Here is a 17,328-nt window from a genome sequence, read left to right as displayed (position 1 = left end):
TCGGATATCAGACGGGCGTGATGTCGGAGATCAGCCATTGGCCGTCGACCTTGGTCATGCCGACTCGAATTCGGCTGCCATCCAGGCGAGGTCCTTGGTATTTGGTGCTCGAGGTCTCTTGGTTGAGAAATAGCAGCACTGTGACTTTGTCGGCGGCCGCAGTGACGATCGACGATTCGACAACCTTCGCCGTGGTGATGATCGAATCTCGGTGGGCGATGGGGATGATCACCTTCGAACTGAGTTCGGCGAAATCACTCCGGAACTTGCCGGTCAGATTGTCTGTGCCCCTAGGGAATTCGGTGTCGATCGTATTGAAGTTGTACGACAGCACGGTGGAGATCTTCGATCGCGCCGATTCCTGAGCGGACTGCGCGGCGGCCGTTGTCGCTTTGTGCTGCGAAACGCTGCGTCCGAAGACAACCGTCGTGGTGGTCGCCGCGCCCAGCAGCAGCACCAGTACGACAAAGGTGGTGATCGTCGTCCGCTTGTTCATCGTCGACAGGCGCCGGAACCAGCGTTGTGGGAGGCGCTGTCGCGACCCGCCCGCCTGTGCCGAGGACTCGGCATTGTCGAGTTCTTCCAGGTCGAGTTCTTCTACATCGACATCGACCGCGTTGTCGGTGGCGCCGGCGGTCATGCGACGAACTCCACGTTCGAGACGAGCCATCGGCCGCCGGTGTGGTCGAGAGTCATCTTCATGCGGTAGACCCGCTGCTGTCCCTCGGGGGCTTCGGTGTTCTTAACCGTGGAAGTAACCGCTGTCAGCGCGGTGGCCTGGCTGTCATTGATCGCGACGATCCCGGCTTCCTTGACCTCCCCGGTGGATTCGACGTTGCCGTTGCGCAGCACCGTGACGAAATTGCCGGAGATCTTGTCCCATTGGTCACGGAACGATCCGGTCGAATCGGCGGCGATCGCCCCGAGATTCTTTTCTGCCGAGGCATGATCGAGCGTGATCAACTGGACGGCAATGCGGCGGGCAGTGTCGAGTACGGCATGGTCGCGGCTGTCGTCCTGTTGGTTGTGCCGGACATCGAGCCACAGCTGCATGCTGACACCGCCCAACGCCACCACGGCCGCGGCGAGAACGGCGATAGCCCATACCCGCCATGACGGACCCGGACGTGACCGCGGTTCCCCCACTCCGGAGTCGGACGCGACCTCGGCCACGTCTACTTGATCAGCAGTGATTGCCATCCCTGGTACTCCTTTGCTTGGGTGACCGATTGGGCCGATTGCCCAAGGACATAGGTGATCCCGTCCGGTCCACGGAAAGTCCCGTCGTATTCCGCATACGGGGTGGTGATCGCCGCCGGGGTGGAAGGGGGTGGCATCGGGGCGGGAACGGCCGGCGCGGCTTTGCCGGGATCGGAGAGTTGCGGAGCCGCGCCCGGTGCGGGATCACCGGGATGGGCGAGCATCCCCGGCCAGGTCGAGGGCAGTCCGCCTGGGCAATTCGCCACCTCGGCGGTACGGACCGTGGGATCGCTGGCGCATGGAAGGTTTCGGGCGCCGCGGACCACCTTCGGGTTATCGGGGGAAATGCGGCAATAGTTGTTGGCGGACACCTCGGCGGGACCTGTATCCGAGGGGTCGCGGCGGACGGTGCCCTGGTAGCCCTCCGTGCACGGTGGCGAGTTCTCGGTGTTTCCCAGTTTGACGTCCAGTGGGATCTGCGCGCCCATGGTGTCGCCGTTCGTCTGGAACCCACCGCCGACGAAGCTGGAGTTCAACGCGGTTGCCAGTGCCGGATATACGACGAGGATCTGCCGAACACCCGCGATATCGACCCGCAGCACCTGTCCCAAGGTTTGCAGGTCGGCCAGCAGCACCGGGAGCGGCGTCGTGAGGTCGGCGAGCGTACCGGAGATGGTATCGGCGGTGGCGGGGCCTTGCTCCAGTACCTCCCGCACTTGCTCGTCGCTCTGCGCCAACTGCTCGGTGAACCCGGCCAAATCCCGAGTCACGGAATGGATTTCGGTCCGGACCGAGGTTCCGGTGCGCAGCAGCGGCTCGGCGTCGGACAGCAGGGTGAGGGTGGGATCGATATCGGCTTGCGCGAGGGCGAGCAGATCGGCGGAAGAGTCGATCAGTGTCGCCAGGGCGGGGCCGGTGCCGTTGACGGCCTGGAAGGTTTCGTCTATCGCGGTTCGCAGCGAGTCGGTGGATACGCTCTTCAGCAGCGTCTGTGTTTGGTCGAGCACTCGCGCGGTGGGTATCGGCACACTGGTCTTCGACCGCGGGATGGCGCTGCCGTCCCGGAGGTAAGGGCCTTTGTCGTCGGAAGGAATCAGATCCACATACTGTTCACCGATCGCCGACATGCTCTTGATGGCTGCTCCCGCCGAGGCCGGGATTCGGTAGTCGTTGCGCAGTTGCATGCGCACACGCACGAGATCGCCCTCGAGATCTATTCCGGCGACGCGGCCGACCTCCACCCCGCGATAGGTGACCGCACCGGATTCGTACACCCCGCTCCCGTTCTCGAAATCCGCTGTCACCGTGTATGTTCCGAGTCCGGTGAGCCGCTGGATGCCCACGTAGTTGACCAGGCCGTAGAGCAGACTCACCACGGCGAGCAGCGTGAAAGCCATGAGCTGGCCCTTGACGAGACGGGTCTTCATCGCGGTCCCCCATTCGGGTCGGCTGCCGGCGCCATCCCATCGGCAGACGCCGGCAGGGTCGGTGCGATGAGCGGATTCACGGCGCGATTGGACATGGGGACCAGGCGGTTGAACGGAATACTGCCGAGGACCTTGTTCTGGATGCCTTCAACGGTGAGGTCGAGGGTGAGGAACAGGTTGAGGTAGTCGCCCTTGATGGCCCGCTCGGCCACCGTGACCGGGAACGGGAAGCTGAGGGCGAGCAGCAGTGCCCCGCTGAGATCGGAACCGGCAGCGGCGAGCTGGGTCAGTGTGGGCTGCAAGTTGTGCAGGTCGGCGCTGAGGTTGTCGCGGCTGTCGTGCAGCACCGCCGCGGCTTGCGCGCCGAATTTCCCGGTACTGTCGAGCATGGTCGTGAGCTGTGCCTTCTGCTCGTCGAGCACGGCCAACGCCGGTTGGATCTGCTCGATGCCGGTGCCGAGTGTGTCCGTCTGCGCGGCAAGCTCTTTCGCCAGCGCGTCGAGGCTGTCGATGGCGCGCACGATATTGTCGCGCTGAGTGTCCAGCCCGTTGGCGAAGGTCGCGAGCCGTTCGAAGGATCGGTTGATCGCCTCCTCCCGGCCGCCGAATGCCTGGTTCAGTTCGGCCAGGATGGTCCGGATCTGTTCCAGCCCACTGCCATTGAGCACCAGCGACAGGGCCGCGAGTACGTTCTCGGTCGCCGGGTACTCCGAGGTCGCCGCCAGCGGAATCACGTCGCCGTCACGCAGCAACCGGTCCGACTTACTCTGCGACGGCGAGATCAGCTCGAGGTATTGGGCGCCGAGCACACTGGTCTGCGCCAGCCGGGCGGTGGTGTTCGCGGGTAGCCGAACGCTCTTGTCGATCTCGAGGGTGATCTCGGCGTGGTAGTCACGGACGGTGATCGCGGTGATGGTGCCGACGGTGACGTCGTCGGCCTTGACGAAGGAATTGGCGATCAGGTTCTGGGTATCGCGCAGTTGAACTTGAATGGTGTATGAGCCGTGATGAATCGTATTGCCCGGCAACGGGATCGAATTGGCGCCGTCGAAACGGCAGCCGGCGGTCAGCAGTGCCGCGATCAGCAGCACTCCACCGGCGCTCAGTCGTGCAGAAGCTTTCATCAGCGGGCTCCGGGGACTAGGAGATCGGACAGTCCGGGGATGACCGGCTGCGCGGACGGGCCGGGGGTGGGGACGGGTGATGAGCCCGCGCCCGTGGCGGCGCGTACGGCGGCGCCGAAGAGATCACCGAATTGCGCACTGGCGCGCGAACATTCGGCCGGTGGGGCGTCGACTGTGGTGAGCAGCGCGCAGATCAGCGACATCGGATCCGGGAAGTCCGGGATATTGGCGTTGGCGGTGGCCGATTTCGAGGACGGGTCGTAGATGTTGTAGAGGTCGTCGATGGTGGTCGGCGCGGCATGGAGGATCTGGGCGAGGTCGTCCTCACGGTCGATCAGCAGCGAGGTGATCCGGGTCAGTGAGGTGACATCGGATTTCAGTGCGTCGCGATTCTCGGCGACGAGGGTACGGATCTCGGGCAGCATCGCCTGAACCGCGTGCAGCGCCGCGTTGAGTTGAGTCCGGTTGTCGTTCAACAGATTCGACACTCCGGCCAGCTGGTCGACGAAAGTACGGACCTGTCCGTCGTTCGCGGCGAGCGCCGAGATCACGGTTTGCAGGTTCCGCACGGTAGCGAACAGGTCGGGGCCGCCATCGGCGAGCGTTTGCATCGCCTTGGACAGGTTGACCAGTGTGTCGTTCAGCGTTGCGCCATTGCCTCGTAGCGCGCTCGCGGTGGCGTCGGTGAATCGGGCCAGCGGGCCGATCGGGTCGCCGGATTCCGGTCCGAGCTGGGTGGCCAGGTCGGTGACCTGCTTCTTGATCTCGTCGAACGGTACCGGGACGGCGGTGCGTTCGAGTGGAATCACCGCGCCGTCTTGAAGTTCGGGCTCCGAACCGCGTTTCGGAATGAGCTGGATGTAGCGGCCCGATACCAGGGTGGGGGCCACGATCACGGCGTGGGTGTCGGCGCTCACCGGGTGTGCCGAGTCGAAATGCAGGGTGACACGGACGCGATCACCCGCGGGCGTGATGTCGTCGACCGCGCCGATCGGCACACCGCGCAGCGTGACGCGGTCTCCGGTATACAGACCGGCCGAGTTGCCGAAGTACGCGGTGACGCGGACGGTCGCGTTCCGAGTGAGCCCGAAGGTGACACCGGTACTGATCAGCGCCGCGACGAGCAGCGCGGCGAGAATCCGTCCGGGCGTGAGGATGCGGGACCAGCCCGCGCGCAGTGTGGTCATCATCGGCCTCCTCCCGGGCTGCCGGGCTGCTGTCCATTGAGGTTCGCGGGCGTGATGTTGTGCAGGAGCACACCGAAGAACGGTCCGCTGCCGACGACCTCACCCATTTGGGTCACGTACGGCCGCAAACCGGAGATCGCGGAGTTGATGTTGTCGTAGTTGGAGTTCAGCAGCGCAAGGACTCGATCGAGGTTGGCCAGCATGGGCGCGAGTGCCTGCTTGTTGTCCTGAGCCAGCCCATGCAGTTCGGTGCTGACATCGCGAACATCGACCAGCAGTGCGCGGATCGTGGCGGCACGGTCGTTGAGTGCCGCGAACAGTGAACCGCCATCGGTGACCAGAGTCGTGAGGTTCTGATTGCGTTGGGCGAGAATCCCGGTCACGCTGCCGGTGTGGTCGAGGAGATCGCGCAATGCGCCGTCGCGGGACGCGATCGTTTGCGATAGCCGCGACACCCCGTCCAGTGCGGGGCGCAGGTTCGCGGGCAACGCGGCGAGCACCTTCGAGACACTGTCCACGGCATCGGCCAGCTGGGCCTTGTCGGTGTCGGCCAACTTCGACGTGAGCTGATTCAGCGATTCGGTGAGGTCGTAGCCGGAGGTTGTGTGGTCCAACGGAATTCGATCACCGATGGTGCCGTCGCCGTCCGGCCGCAACTCGACATAGCGGCGGCCGAGCGCCGTTTCGACCTTGATCGCGGCGGTCGTGCGAGTACCCAGACGCTGATCATGGGTGTCCACGCGCAGGGCGATATCGACGTGGTCGCCGCCCAGCGTGATGCGGTCGACCGTACCTACCTTGATGCCCGAAATCTGCACGGCGTCACCGGCGTTCAGGCCGCCGGCATCGGCGAACTCGGCCACCATCGTCTGATGTCCCGGCAGCCCGGGGATGCGCTGGTAATTGAACGCGCCGACGAGCAGGGCAACGGCAATGCCAGTGCCCACCAAGCCCATTCGTACGGGGTTACGTTCGGAGAAGGGTTTCATTGCGGCGTCACTTGCACCTTTCGGCCGGGACGGTGAACGTCGGCGAGTCCTGGTAGCCGGAGCCACCGATCGCCGGGTACCGGATCGTGAGACCACAGAGAAAGAAATTGACGAAACTGCCGTAACTGCTGGCCCGCCCCGCCAGGCGATAGGTGATGGGCAGCTTCGCGAGCAACAGCGACAGCGAGTCGGAATTGGCATCGAGGTTGCCCGCCAGCTGTTGCAGCTGTGCGACGTCACCGGCGATGGCGGGGCGGTCGTCGCGCAGTAGTCCGGCGATTTCGGCGGTGCCCGAGTCGATGCCGGTCAGACCTGCGGTTATGGTGTCCCGATCCGCGTTGAGACCGCTGACGACCTGTTGCAAGTCGACGACCAGTGTGTCGAATTGCTTGCCGCGCTGATCGATTACCGCAAGCGCCGCGCCGAGATTGTCGATCGTCGATCCGATGACCTGGTCGCGATCGGCCAGCGTATTGGCCAGTGAGCCGATCTGCTCCACGAACGCGGCGATATTCTGCTCCTGGCCGTTGAGCACCGCGATCAACGATCCCGACAGCCTGTTGGCCTGGTCCGGGTCCAATCCCTGTAGGAGCGGCTTGAAACCATTGACGAGACTGTCGATGTCGAGCGCCGGAGCAGTCTGGGTAACGGGAATGGGATCCTGCTCGGAACGCACGCCTGAACCGTCGGGTTCGACGGTCAACTCCAGGTAGCGATCGCCGACCAGATTCTTGTATCTGATCGCGGCACGCGAACTGATATGGACTTCGATGTCCCGGTCGACGGTGAAGGCCACCTGCACGAGCCGATCGTGAGCGAATTCGACGGATTTCACCTTGCCGACCGGCACTCCGGCGAGCTTGACGTCATCGCCGGATTTCATGCCCGAGGCCGAGGTGAACAGCGCACGGTAGGTGTGGGTCGGCACGAAACGCAATTCGCCGACGACCACGACGAGCATGGCCGAGATGACCGTAGTGATCACCAGGAAGATAATCAGCTTGAGTCCGGCGTGGCGGGCGATCATCGTGTCAGTCCATATATCAGTGCGGCGAACGGGTTACCCAGCAGATCCTCCGGACCGCGAATCGGCCCGTATACCGTTGTGCCGGTGTCGAAGTCGATATGGCCCGCAGCTGGGCTCTCCTTCGTGTAGGGGTATCCATAACAGGAGGGAGCGCCGTTGGCACCGTTCACGGGCAGATCCTTGTCATAGCGGTAGGGCGCGTCACCCAGCAAGAGGCTGCTCAGGATGTTCAAACCGGGCCGCCCACCGCCGAGCGCGTTCTCGAGGAACCCGCGATCGTGATCGAGAGCCGACAGCAAGCAGGTGAACGACGGAGACTGTTCCGCGAGCACCCCGGTGGTCGGTTCCAGTGCGTCGGCGGCACCGATCAACGGCGCGGACGAAGCGCTCGTGAATGCGGCTCCGGTATTGCCGAATTGGGTGAACGAGAGCAGGAAGGCGCTCAGGCTCGCCTGCTTCTCGACGAGGGTGGTGCTGGTCGTCGACAGATTCTTCAGCGTGGCCATGACATCCGGTGTGACCGCTGCCAAGGTGTCGAGATTGTCGGCCAGCAGTGGCACGTCGCGCCGCAATGTCGGTATCGCCTCGTTGAACTGCCCGAGGTAGCGATCGGTGGACACCAGTAGGTCGCCGAACCGCGCGCCGTGCCCGTCCAGGGCGGTGCCGAGCGCGGCCAGTGTCGCGTTAACCTTTTGCGGCTCAACGGTTTTCAGTAGGGCGAGCAGTGTGTCGAACACGTCGTTCACTTCGACGCTGACCTTCGACCCATCGATCGTCGAGCCCGCACCGAGTGTCGTCGCCGCCGGTTGATCCGGCCAGACCAGGGTGACGAATTTGCGCCCGAACAGGGTGGTCGGGGCGATCTCGGCGCCGACGTTCGCCGGAATCCGCCGCGCCTGGCCGGGATTCAGGTCCAAGGTCAGCTTCGCCCGATCGTTGTCGACTTCGACGGCGCTGACCCGCCCGATGACCACGCCGCGCACCTTCACATCGGATCCGGGCCCCATCAGCAGCCCGGCCCGGTCGGCGAGCAGGTAGACGCGAGTGCTGGCGACGAATTCGCCACTGCAGGAGGCGATTGCGCCGGTCCAGGCAAGTACGAAGGCGGCGATGGCGCTGATGCCGAGCAGCAGGGCGCGGCGCCGGGAGACTTCCAGGGTCATCCGGACACCCGAACGGTCGAGTGGACGCCGCCGTAGACGGCGACTCCGATGATCAGGTCGATGATCATGATCGCGATCAACGAGGTGCGCACCGCCCGGCCCACCGCCACCCCGACACCCGCGGGGCCGCCCGCGGCGTGATAGCCGTGATAGCAGTGCACCGACATGATGACCACCGAGAACACGATGACTTTCAACAGCGACCACAGCACGTCGGTCGGCACGAGGAAGAGATTGAAGTAGTGGTCGTAGGTGCCCGGTGACTGTCCGGACAGCACGATGCTGACAAATTGGGTCGAGGCGTAGCCCATGAACAGCGCGATGCCATAGAGCGGGATAATCGCGAGCAGCCCGGCCAGGATGCGGGTCGTCACCAGATACGGAACCGAGGGAATCGACATCACCTCGAGTGCGTCGATCTCCTCGCTCACCCGCATCGCACCCAACTGCGCGGTGAACCCAGCGCCCACGGTCGCGGTCAACGCGACACCGGCCACCACCGGAATGGCCTCACGCGTATTGAAGAATGCGGAAATGAATCCGGACATCGCTTCGACGCCGACGCGCCCGAGCGAGGTGGCTCCCTGCTGGCCGACCTCGTAACCGGCGGCGGCGGTGAGGAATCCGATGACAACAACGGTGCCGCCGATCACCGCGAGCGCACCGGATCCCAGACTGACCTCGGCGATCAAGCGGACCACCTCACCGCGATAGCGGCGCAGTGTGCGTGGAATCCAACCGATTCCGTGCAAGTGAAACGACAGTTGGTGGCCGAGGCCGCCGACGGCGTCGCCGGGGCGCGCAGCGGCGGCGGTTACGCTGCGCCCCCACGACTTCCGTCGTAGCAGCTCGGCCGCGGACGGCTGTTGGCTGGTGATGGTCATATCGGTCCGTTCATTGCAGCCACAGGGTGGTGATGATGGAGTTGGCCAGGAATAACAAGACGAAGCTGAAAACGACGGTCTGATTGACGGCGTCCCCGACCCCTTTCGGGCCGCCCTTCGCATGTAGACCCAGATGGCATGCGACCAGCGCGGCCAACAGCCCGAATATCCCGGCTTTGAGCTCGCTGACCAGCAGATCCGGTATCCCGGTCAAAAGCGGAATCGCGGTAATGAACTGGCCGGGTGTCGCGCCCTGGAGATAGACCGCGTAGAGGTAGCCACCGGCCAGGCCGACTGCGGTGACCAGTCCGTTCAAGAACAGCGCGACGACCGTGGAGGCGAGCACCCGAGGCACGACGAGCCGATGTATCGGGTCGATGCCCAGCACCCGCATCGCGTCGATCTCCTCGCGGATGGTCCGTGCGCCCAAGTCCGCACAGATCGCCGTCGCGCCTGCACCGGCCACCACCAAAACGGTTGCTACCGGACCGATCTCGCGAATCACGGCGATTCCGGCGCCAGCGCCGGACAGGTCGATGGCTCCGATCTCGTTGAGCAGCACATTGATCTGAAAGATCACCATGACGCAGAACGGGATCGCGATCAGCAAGGTCGGCATAATCGATACACTGGCGATGAACCAGGCCTGATGAACGAACTCCCGAAATTGGAAGGGCCGCCGGGGCAGCGTCCGCAGGGTATCCAGCGTGGTGCCGAAAAACTCTCCCACCGCACGTGGGACGACCTCCGCGGCGGACCGTGTTCTGTCCCAGCGGGCAGGCGAGGAGATCTCGCCGGATTCCACCATCGTTGAACCTTTCAGAAATCTGAAACCGATTAACCGGCCCGCGATCACACCGCGCTGAAGTCGCTGTCCATATCCGCCCGCCGCGAACCGCAGCGGCCGGGTCGCCGCACCGGACAACTCACCGAACCGATGACCCAGAAAACCGCTGATTCAGCGGCCTCCTAGAAGATCTTTCGTAGGATCTGCAGCGCCCGTTTGCCGTACGGGGATAGATCAGCTGCAGATCCGGCGTCGAGGTCGCCCTCCTCGAATTCGGTGGGCCGGATTTTCAACATCGAAGATCTATTTCTGTCCGCACGGCACGGACGGTCTCAGCGGCCCGGTCGGTGATCGCAGCGGCGGATCGAAGCGACGTCCTCACCGGTGAATCTCCTTGTCGGAACATGCAGTCCAGTTCGATGGCCGGGCCGGGCTGTCGTCCAGTACCGGCCCTGGTCGGCCCTGCAGCTTCCTACCGGAATTGCTAGTGGTGGCGGCACCGAACGCTGCATCCGGCCAGTCGGCCCGACCATCGGTGTCTCCGTTGGTGATGCCGACGATGGGCAGCCGGAGGGCGGCCGGCGCGGCCGGCGGCACTACCGGGTGCGCGGGCGCGATCGGCGCGACCCGCTGGTACGCCGCACCCGGTGCGGGGCGCGGATCGGCGTGACCGCGGTTGGGCCATAACGACATCGCACGTTCAGCCAGTGCGGTAATGGTGAGCGAGGGGTTCACGCCCAGATTCGCCGAGATGGTCGATCCGTCGACGACGTGCAGGCCGGGATAACCGAACAGCCGGTGGTAGGGGTCGACGACGCCGGTCTCTGCGCTGTCGCCGATAGCGCAGCCGCCGATGAAGTGCCCGGTCATCGGAATGTTGAAGACGCTGCTGCTGGTGGCCGCCGCGGGGACACCGTCGATCTTCTCGGCCAGCCGCCGCGCGACCTCGTGGCCGGCCGGGATCCAGGCCGGATTCGGTTGTCCCTCACCCTGTTTGGTGGTCATGCGTCGGCCGAACAGGCCGCGCCGGGTGTAGGAGGTGAGCGAGTTGTCCGCCGACTGCATCACCAGCAGGCCGATCGTCTGTTCCGACCAGCGACGCGGATTGTGGATCCGGACCAGATCCCGGCGGCTCCGGCCGAGTTCACGCAGCCAGTCCAGTCCGCGCGGGCCGTCGCCGCTGACCATCACGGTGGTCAACAGTGATATGACGTTGCTGCCCTTGCCGTATCGCAACGGTTCCACGTGCGTGTCCGGATCCGGGTGGACGGAGGAGGTGATCGCGATGCCCTTGGAGAAGTCGCGGGACTTGTCTCGGCTGCGAACCGCCAGCAGCTCCTCGGAATTGGTCCGGGTCAAATACCCGAGCCGGGCGGACAGGTCGGGGAGCGAGCCCCGGTCGCGCAGCCGGTGCAGCAGCTGCTGCGTGCCCAGCGCAGCGGCGGCGAACACGACCTGCTCGGCGGTGAATCGCTGCCGCCGCTTGCGCATCCACCGGCCGGTGCGGGCCGTGGTGACCTGGTAACCGCCGTCCGGCAGTGGGCGGACATCGGTCACTGTCGTCAGCGGATGCACGGTGGCGCCGGCCTGCTCGGCCAGATAGAGGTAGTTCTTCACCAGTGTGTTCTTGGCGTTGTGCCGGCAGCCGGTCATACATTCGCCGCAGTGGGTGCAGGCGCGCCGGTCCGGCCCGGCGCCGCCGAAGAACGGGTCGGGAACATCCTCGCCCGGCCGGCGCCCGGGCCCGCCGAAGAACACACCCACCGGTGTGCGCTGGTAGGTGTCGGCGATTCCCATGTCCTGCGCGACCTCCGCGATGACGCGGTCCGCAGGCGTGATCGCCGGATTGACAGTGACACCCAGCATGCGCTTCGCCTGGTCGTAATGCGCGGCCAGCTCGGCCTTCCAGTCGGTAATACGCGCCCACTGGCCGTCGGCAAAGAAGGTATCCGGCGGCTCGTACAGGGTGTTTGCGTATACCAGGGAGCCGCCGCCCACCCCGGCTCCGGCCAGCACAAAAGTGTCCTTGAGTAGCGTCATCCGCTGAATTCCGTAGCATCCCAGCGCCGGTGCCCATAGGTAGCGCCGGATACGCCACGAGGTTTGCGGGAACTCGTCGTCGGCGAACCGGCGGCCGGCCTCGAAAACACCGACGCGGTAACCTTTCTCGGTCAGGCGCAGCGCGCTCACGCTGCCACCGAAGCCCGAGCCGACGACTATGACGTCGTAATCGAAAGTCATGGGCACTTTACCTTTCAGGATCGCGTTCAGGCGAGGCGAGGTCATCCGGAAGTCGGAGGGATTCGAACCGCTGGTCTCGCGACGGTAGGCGGTCACGGTTCTTTCACTTGTAGCCTGTCCCGCCCACACCCAGCGATTTCTACCGCTGTGGGTATCAGGAGCGGGGACAGGATCAGCCCGAACAGCGGCACGAGGATTGTCGGTTTGGGTTCCGGTCATCGGCGGGAGTCTTCGGAATCTCAGAGATCCCTTCGCAGGGCGAATTTTCGGGGGCAAGTAGCTAGAAGATCTTTCGTAGGATTTGCAGCGCCCGTTTGCTGTACGGGGGATAGATCAGCTGCAGATCCGGGTGGAAGGTCTTGCGCAACACCGATTTCCGGTGACTGAGTGCTTCGAACCCCCAGCGGCCGTGGTAGGCGCCCATGCCACTGGCGCCGACACCTCCGAACGGAAGCTGCGGCACCAGGCAGTGCATGGCAACATGGTTGATCACCGCACCGCCGGACGGGATCTCGTCCACCAGGCGCTCGCCCACCGCCGCCGATTTCGTGAAGTAGTACCCGGCAAGCGGTTTCGGCCGGGAGTTCACGAACGAGATCGCATCGTCGAGGCTTTCGTACGACAGCACCGGCAGGATAGGTCCGAAGATCTCCTCCTGCATGACCGCATCGTCGGGATCCGGGTCGACGATCACGGTCGGCTCGATCGACAACGACGCCTCGGTGACCCGCCCGCCCAGCGCGATCGTGCCGCGCGTCCGCGCGAGATAGGTAGCCAGTCGGGCGAATTGGCGCTCGTTGACGATCCGGCGGCCGACTGCGCCCCCCTCCCCCTCGAATTGCTCGATCGCCGCTACGATCTCGTCCACCAGCCGATCCCGGATACGGTGATCGGCCAGCACGTAGTCCGGCGCGATGCAGGTCTGTCCCGAGTTCACGCACTTGACCCAGGCGATCCGGCGGGCCGCGATAGCGAGGTCGGCGTCGGCGGTCACGATTACCGGGCTTTTACCGCCGAGCTCCAAGGTCACCGGAGTCAGCGTCGCCGCGGCCGCGGCCATGATCTTCCTTCCGATTTGGTCGCCGCCGGTGAACAGTACGTGGTCGAAACCCTGCGCCAGCAGCTCCTGGGTGACCGGGGCGTCGCCCTCGACCACGACGACCGCCTCGGAGTCCAGGTATTCCGGAACCAGCCGAGCCAGTAGGGCCGAGGTGGCCGGCGCCAACTCGGACGGCTTGAGCACCGCGCAGTTCCCCGCGGCGAGCGCGGCCACCAGCGGCGAAAGAGTCAGGTACACCGGGTAATTCCACGGGCCGATGACCAGAACGACGCCGAGCGGCTCGTACTGCACCCAGGCCGAACCCGGATACTGCACCAGCGACAGCGGCTGCCGCCGCCGACGCATCCACCGGCGCAGGTGTTTCAGGGCGAACACGGCCTCACCCCTGGTGGACGATATATCGCCCAACCAGGCTTCGGCCCGGCTGCGTCCAAGATCACTAGCCAGCGCGGCTACGATCTGATCCTCCTGCTCATCAAGCAGCCGGATCACGTTCCGCAACTGCTCCGCACGCCAAGTGCGGTCTCGGGTCCGGCCCGAGGCGAACTCGCGGCGAACCCGTGCCATCGCATCGGGGATGTCGGGCAAATTGGAGACCGCTGTTGCGGTAGTCGGTATAGACATCTTCGTTACCTCTGAGGAGTTCCGTCACGCCTTCGGCGACGGAATCAGGCCGTGTTCGAGAAGTAGTTCCGTGCCCGCGACGCTGGCACGAAAGTGTTTGTCGTGCAGGGTGCGTCGTTGACCGGAATGAGTGAGGTCCCTCAGCTGTCGTAGTCGACTGCGACCGTTGGGGTGGTGGGATGAGATTGACAGGTCAGTACGAAGCCGGCGTCGACCTCGGCTGGGGTAAGCGCAAAATTTTGCTCCATCGATACCGCTCCTGTTGTGATTCTGGCTTTGCACGTGCCACACGCGCCGCCAAGACAGGCATACGGCGCATCGATATTGTTTTTCAGCGCGGATTCGAGGACGGTCTCGCCCGCGGCGAGTTCCACGGTGTGATGCGCGCCGGACAGAGTGATGGTCACTTCGGACTCGCGGAAGGCATCGACGTGTGTGGATCGGTTCGTGCCGCGGAACAGTTCGAGGTGTATCCGCTCGGTCGGCACTCCTTCGGATGCGAGGTCCTCGCGCATTGTCGTGACGAGATCGTTCGGGCCGCACAGGTACCACCGGTCGATCGAAGTGACGTCGGTGGCGAGCAACTGTTGAACCATCGCCAGGTCGATACGGCCACGAACAGCGGCGGGGTGGTGCGCCTCGCCTGAGCGGATGTGGAATATGCGTAACCGGTCTGCATATCGAGATTCGAGCTCATCGAGTTCGGAGGCGAACATGGTCGACTCTGCGGTTCTGTTGCCGTAGAAGAGGATGAAGCGACTCTCGGTCTCGATCTCCATCGTGGTGCGCATGATGGACAGGATGGGCGTGATGCCGCTCCCTGCCGCCACCGCGACATAGTCGCGCCGAGCGAGTGGATCAAGGGGTGCGCCGAAGCTACCCGTGGGCGTCATCAGCTCCAGGACGTCACCGACTCGCAGCGTTTCGACCGCGAAGGTCGAGAACATCCCGCCCGCGATGTGCCGTACTCCGATCGCCAGTTCTCCCGATGTGGCCGAGGTGCAGATCGAGTAGTTTCGCCGCAGCTCCCGCCCACCGATGCGGTGTCGAACGGTCAGGTGTTGGCCCGCCTGGAATTGGAACTGGTCGCGCAGGTGATCGGGAACGTCGAAAGTGACTTTGACGCTGTCCGGAGTCAGGGGCTCGACGCTTGTGACGGGGATCGGGTGGGCGCTGGCATGGCGTGCCGCGGAGGAACGCGGCATTCGGACCGGGAGCAGTGCGGCTAGTTTGCCGTTGAGGCGTTTCCACTCGCGGTACTGCGTGGCGTCGAGCTGCTGCCCGAAGACGGTGCCTATTGCCGAGTCGCGCTCGAGGTAGGCGGCCTCATTGCGTCGCCAGACCGCGACGTAGCGGTAGAAGGGAATGGAGGGATGCAAGTGGTGGACCAGGTGGTAGTTCTGCGACAAGAGCAGGGGAGTCAGGATCCACTCCGAGCCGACGCGGTTTCGGGTCGCGCGATAGCGGTTCTCGCGCTGAGTGTCTTCCAGGTCGTGGTGGGGTAGCCAGTCGAACCACCACGCGAGCACGAACATCGCCACCCGCCCGGGAATCAGGCAGATCACCGCGAGCGTCCACAGCTGTCCGGCGAAAGCCGCCGCCACGATCACCGTCACCGAAAAGGTCATCAACGCCGCCGTTTCCAGGACCTCGGCGCGTGGGCGCCGGCGCAGGTGACGCACCAAGAAACCGATATACGGCAGGTCCATTGCCGGGAAACGGATCGGCAGCTGCCACCAGGGCGCCGCGCTGACGAAGTGATCGGGATCGAACTCACCGTCATTGGTATTGCGGTGGTGCTCGATATGGATGAACGCGAACGACTTGAATGAGATCAGCGGCGAGACGAAGAACATTGCCACGCGACCGAAGGCGACGTTGACCCAGCGATGGGAGCTGATCGAGTAATGCGAGGCGTCGTGCAACACGGTGAACAGGACGAAGATTGCCGCGGAGCTCGCGGCGATGGTGGCGATCGCAGGCAAAGCGTCGGTGAGCGCGGCCCAGGTCGAGGCGCCGAAGAGCGCAAGCGCACATGTGAAGATGCCGACTATCGGCCAGGACAGCGTAGGAACTTGCTCGCCCGGATCAGGCAAAGCGTGCTGCGAGGCGGCTGCTGGGGGTTGGGGGTGTCGAGTCGTAGTCGACATCTGACTCCTCCTTCGCGCTTCGGGATGAGATGCCTCACAACGTACAAACGGCTGGTATTGGTCAACAAGGCCATCTCAGCCCTCTCCGGTGTGCTGCGAGCACATCCCGACGCACTCGGGCTTCCGTCAGTACGGCTATGACTCCCGCAAAACCGAGGCCCCCAGCACGTCGCAGACGAGGAGGGCGGCGTGCAGTTCGGCGATCTTGACAGTTGCGGGCCGGCCCCTGCGCTCTTCGGCACGACGCACCCTCTGCAGGACCGTGTTCCGGTGGATTCCCAAGGTGCGTGCCGCGATCACCAGACTCCCTTGCGCGTCGAGCACAGCCAGGAGTGCGGCGCGCTCGCCGCGCTCTTTCGCGTCGTCGCGTGCGAGAGCGCCGAGCTGAGCGGCGACGAAGGCTCGCGCCGCATCCAGGTCACGCGAGATGGCATCCACCAACGCGACATCGCTGAACTGAGTAATCGATGGCGCCACGCGACCGGACAGTTCGATGACCCGGCGAGTGCGTAGAGCCTCCAGGTGGGAGGTACGGAAGCCGGCAGCCCCCGGATAGGGCGAGCCCACCGCGATGTGAACGTTTTTACTTTCGCCGGGAAACTCCGTCGCCATGCCCGTGAGCGAAGTCCTCACCTCCCCCGTGATCGATGCCCATCCCCACACCGCGAGTGGACCGTCCGCCATGACGAGCGAGTGACCCGCCCCAAGGAACCTTCCAACCTGCCGAGCGAATCCCTCGAGGTCGACGCCACGGTCGTCGACCCAGCACACGAAGGCGATCTGCCGACCGGTGAGCCGGTGGCCGAGCACACGTTCGGCCCGGGCGATGTCGACACGTTCCCCAGCGAGCAAGGCGCGCACGACATCGGCGCGCTCGGCCCTTGCCTGGTTCTGGCGTCGGTCGAGCTCGGCGACGTACTCGTCAGCCACAAGAGTGGAGATGCGGTCGATGTATCGAAACCCGTACCGCTCGAGATCGACAAACGTCCGCAACGCGATGGCGGGGTCGTCGATCCGTTCAGTGAGCGATTCGGAAAGCTTCTCGGTGAAGTACTCATGTCCCAACCGATAGAACCGCAGCATCACATCGACGCTGTGCCCCCGTGATGCCATTGCTCGCGCGTGTTCGAGCGCCGTTACCGGCGCCTCCGCCGCCGCTACATCGATCCCATGGCGAACCATCGAAAGTACCGCTTCGAGATTCGACGAGCACGATCCCAAGGTCAGGCCGCGAAGCTCAGCATCCCCAGCGACCTCCGGTATCCGCTCGACTATGTACCTCTGCATGTCGTCGGCCAGGCTGGACACATTCGCCAGCAAATACGCAGCAATACCCCTTCCAGCCTCCACACCGTGAGCCGGCTCCAGCGCCTCCATATCTGCACACTAACCTCGACCGAACTGCTACAGCCGACCGTTCACGATCGACCCAGCAACGGAGTTGTTGCGTGGCTGAGACGCGAGG

14 protein-coding genes are annotated in these 17,328 nt (G+C 64.5%); all 14 read right to left on the bottom strand.

Translation table 11 applies throughout. The annotated features are described in order from the left end of the window. Positions 1-7: 7 nt before the first annotated feature. Positions 8-640 (bottom strand): hypothetical protein, encoded by a 633-nt coding sequence (locus ACIBI6_RS03690; RefSeq protein ID WP_364359520.1) that lies wholly within the window; start codon positions 638-640, stop codon positions 8-10. Next, the gene (locus tag ACIBI6_RS03685) at positions 637-1,200 is read right to left on the bottom strand and encodes a hypothetical protein (RefSeq protein WP_396955186.1); all 564 of its coding nucleotides are present in this window, start codon (positions 1,198-1,200) and stop codon (positions 637-639) included. The genes ACIBI6_RS03690 and ACIBI6_RS03685 overlap by 4 nt, the downstream gene beginning before the upstream one ends. Next, the gene (locus ACIBI6_RS03680; RefSeq protein ID WP_396955185.1) at positions 1,176-2,627 is read right to left on the bottom strand and encodes an MCE family protein; all 1,452 of its coding nucleotides are present in this window, start codon (positions 2,625-2,627) and stop codon (positions 1,176-1,178) included. Before ACIBI6_RS03680 ends, ACIBI6_RS03685 begins: the two co-directional genes overlap by 25 nt. Further along, complete coding sequence (locus tag ACIBI6_RS03675) at positions 2,624-3,751, bottom strand: MCE family protein (RefSeq protein ID WP_396955184.1); 1,128 nt, start codon at positions 3,749-3,751, stop codon at positions 2,624-2,626. The genes ACIBI6_RS03680 and ACIBI6_RS03675 overlap by 4 nt, the downstream gene beginning before the upstream one ends. Further along, a complete protein-coding gene (locus tag ACIBI6_RS03670) occupies positions 3,751-4,938 on the bottom strand; it encodes an MCE family protein (protein WP_396955183.1) in 1,188 nt (395 codons plus the stop codon). Before ACIBI6_RS03670 ends, ACIBI6_RS03675 begins: the two co-directional genes overlap by 1 nt. Then, the gene (locus ACIBI6_RS03665) at positions 4,938-5,894 is read right to left on the bottom strand and encodes an MCE family protein (RefSeq protein ID WP_396955264.1); all 957 of its coding nucleotides are present in this window, start codon (positions 5,892-5,894) and stop codon (positions 4,938-4,940) included. Before ACIBI6_RS03665 ends, ACIBI6_RS03670 begins: the two co-directional genes overlap by 1 nt. 40 nt (positions 5,895-5,934) lie before the next feature. Further along, on the bottom strand, positions 5,935-6,954 hold the full coding sequence (locus ACIBI6_RS03660; RefSeq protein WP_396955182.1) for an MCE family protein: 1,020 nt from the start codon (positions 6,952-6,954) through the stop codon (positions 5,935-5,937). Then, on the bottom strand, positions 6,951-8,117 hold the full coding sequence (locus ACIBI6_RS03655) for an MCE family protein (RefSeq protein ID WP_364359502.1): 1,167 nt from the start codon (positions 8,115-8,117) through the stop codon (positions 6,951-6,953). Before ACIBI6_RS03655 ends, ACIBI6_RS03660 begins: the two co-directional genes overlap by 4 nt. Continuing rightward, positions 8,114-9,001 carry an ABC transporter permease gene (locus tag ACIBI6_RS03650; protein WP_364359499.1) on the bottom strand — a complete coding sequence of 296 codons (888 nt, stop codon included), beginning with the start codon at positions 8,999-9,001 and terminating at the stop codon, positions 8,114-8,116. The genes ACIBI6_RS03655 and ACIBI6_RS03650 overlap by 4 nt, the downstream gene beginning before the upstream one ends. A gap of 10 nt (positions 9,002-9,011) precedes the next feature. Beyond that, a complete protein-coding gene (locus ACIBI6_RS03645) occupies positions 9,012-9,809 on the bottom strand; it encodes an ABC transporter permease (RefSeq protein WP_364359496.1) in 798 nt (265 codons plus the stop codon). Positions 9,810-10,166: 357 nt separating this feature from the next. Continuing rightward, entirely contained in the window at positions 10,167-12,029 is a 1,863-nt protein-coding gene (locus ACIBI6_RS03640) for a GMC family oxidoreductase (RefSeq protein WP_364359493.1), read from the bottom strand. Positions 12,030-12,309: 280 nt separating this feature from the next. Then, a complete protein-coding gene (locus tag ACIBI6_RS03635; RefSeq protein WP_396955263.1) occupies positions 12,310-13,656 on the bottom strand; it encodes an aldehyde dehydrogenase family protein in 1,347 nt (448 codons plus the stop codon). Positions 13,657-13,853: 197 nt separating this feature from the next. Beyond that, a complete protein-coding gene (locus tag ACIBI6_RS03630; RefSeq protein ID WP_364359487.1) occupies positions 13,854-15,863 on the bottom strand; it encodes a fatty acid desaturase in 2,010 nt (669 codons plus the stop codon). A gap of 135 nt (positions 15,864-15,998) precedes the next feature. Further along, entirely contained in the window at positions 15,999-17,240 is a 1,242-nt protein-coding gene (locus tag ACIBI6_RS03625) for a helix-turn-helix domain-containing protein (protein WP_364359483.1), read from the bottom strand. Positions 17,241-17,328 lie beyond the last annotated feature (88 nt).

Source organism: Nocardia sp. NPDC050412 (genome assembly GCF_044458825.1).
GTDB lineage: Bacteria > Actinomycetota > Actinomycetes > Mycobacteriales > Mycobacteriaceae > Nocardia.
Note: the sequence above shows the minus strand (reverse complement) of the source record. Positions and strands in the feature narration are given on the sequence as shown.